Origin of the sequence: Erwinia persicina (genome assembly GCF_014838825.1) — a bacterium.
Lineage (GTDB): Bacteria > Pseudomonadota > Gammaproteobacteria > Enterobacterales > Enterobacteriaceae > Erwinia > Erwinia persicina_A.
In genome coordinates this window covers 1-1,703 of record NZ_JACYMO010000028.1, presented here as the reverse complement: position 1 = coordinate 1,703, position 1,703 = coordinate 1, and the positions used below count along the sequence as shown (strand labels likewise).

Sequence of the window (1,703 nt, the reverse complement as noted above, 5' to 3'; positions counted from 1 at the left end):
CGCCGGTGCTGACCTACGTCAACGACTACGGCGGCCGCCCGCAGCTGACTTTTAGCTGTAATGGCGCGAGCTGCCAGGCGGTGGCGGGCAGCAAATAAGCTTTATTGAAACAACAGGTGGATAAGTGATGCGAACAACATCCCGGCGATGGAACGGCGGCGGTTACCACTGCCATGAATGGTTGTATGCCCTGGTGATTACCGCAGCGGCGTTGATGGTGTCATTGTGCGTTTGCGCGATGTTATGGCTGCTACCGTCAGCAATCGCGGCGGACAACTGGCAGGTGGAAGGTGCCCACGGCGTGCTGCAGGTGCGCGGCGAACTGACCGAAAGCGCCTGTCGTCTGGAGATGGCGAGCGCGTACCAGGCGGTGTGGCTGGGCAGTGCCGCGACGGCACAGCTGGCGAAGGCGGGAGATCGTGGCGTGCCGGTGAACGTGCAGCTGCACCTGCGCGACTGCCTGCGTGGCCCTTCCGCCAACCGGGATACGCGCAGCGGCAACCTGCTGTGGAGCGCCCAGCAGCCGGCGGTGTCGGTCAGTTTTATCGCCCCGGCGGATGCTGACAACCCGGAACTGGTGAAGGTACGCGGTGCTTCCGGGCTGGCGTTGCGCATCACCGACGAGCGCGGCAGGGATATCCGCCTCGGTAGCCGGGGGGGCCCCCTGGTCCTGGCCGTAGGGCAAAACACGCTGAACTACCGCATTACGCCGGAGCGCACCCGTGCGCCGTTGCTGTCCGGGGCCTATGCGGCGGTGGTGGATTTCCAGCTCAGCTATGACTAAGGGAATGAGCATGAAGGCAAAGTTTAGACAGTGTTTGCCCGGCTGTGGGCTGGCGGCGTTGGTGTTGTTGTACGGCCAGCAGGTGCAGGCGGTCACTACGATCAAAGTGACAGTGACCATCGTCGCGCCTCCGCCGTGCGTGATTAACGACAATAACCTGATCGAAGTGAAGTTCGGTAACGACGTGATGACCACCCGCATCGACGGCAGTTACAAGAAACGGCAGGTGGTGTACTCGGTGGAGTGCAAAAACGCGCCGAACAATGCAATGAAAATGAAAATTCAGGGGACCGGCGCCGGCTTTGATTCTGACGTGCTGAAAACCAACAACGACGTTCTGGGGGTGGCGCTGTTGCGCAACGGTAATCGGCAGCCGATCAACACCTGGGTGAATTTTACCTACCCCAAGGTGCCGACGTTTGAGGCGGTGCCGGTCAAACAGGCCGGGGCGACGCTGAGTGGCGGGGCCTTCTCCGCCGGGGCAACGATGACGGTGGAATACCAGTGAAAGGGGCGGAGGCAATGGCGCGATACGGCAGCATTTTTCTGTTAATGGCCCTCGGCGGCCCGGCAGCGGCGGCGGACAACATGCTTTTTTCCGGCACGCTGATCGAGCCCCCGCCGTGCACCATCAACGACGGCGGCGAGGTAGATGTCGATTTCGGCAACCGGGTCGGGGTCAAAAAAGTGGATGGCGTTAACTACCTGCAACCGGTGAACTACCGGATCACCTGTGGCCCCGGTGCCGGGGCATGGAGCATGACGCTGGAGGTGGTGGGCACCCCGGTGGATTACGACGAGGCGGCGATTGAGAGCAACGTGGATGACCTGGCGGTTCGCCTGCTGCAAAACGGCAAGCGGTTTACGTTGAATAAGCCGATCCCCATCAAGCTGAACGCTGCGCCAACGCTACAGGCGG

3 protein-coding genes and 1 pseudogene are annotated in these 1,703 nt (G+C 61.8%); all 4 read left to right on the top strand.

All coding sequences use genetic code 11. The features are described from left to right. Window positions 1–98, top strand: a pseudogene (locus IFU29_RS22600) (molecular chaperone); the annotation flags it as partial. Between the two features lie 29 nt (window positions 99–127). Further along, the gene (locus IFU29_RS22140) at window positions 128–784 is read left to right on the top strand and encodes a fimbrial protein (RefSeq protein ID WP_191935761.1); all 657 of its coding nucleotides are present in this window, start codon (window positions 128–130) and stop codon (window positions 782–784) included. Window positions 785–794: 10 nt separating this feature from the next. After that, a complete protein-coding gene (locus tag IFU29_RS22135) occupies window positions 795–1,292 on the top strand; it encodes a fimbrial protein (protein WP_191935760.1) in 498 nt (165 codons plus the stop codon). Between the two features lie 14 nt (window positions 1,293–1,306). Then, window positions 1,307–1,703, top strand: a 397-nt coding sequence (locus tag IFU29_RS22130; protein ID WP_191935759.1) for a fimbrial protein, incomplete at its 3' end; no start/stop codon positions are given.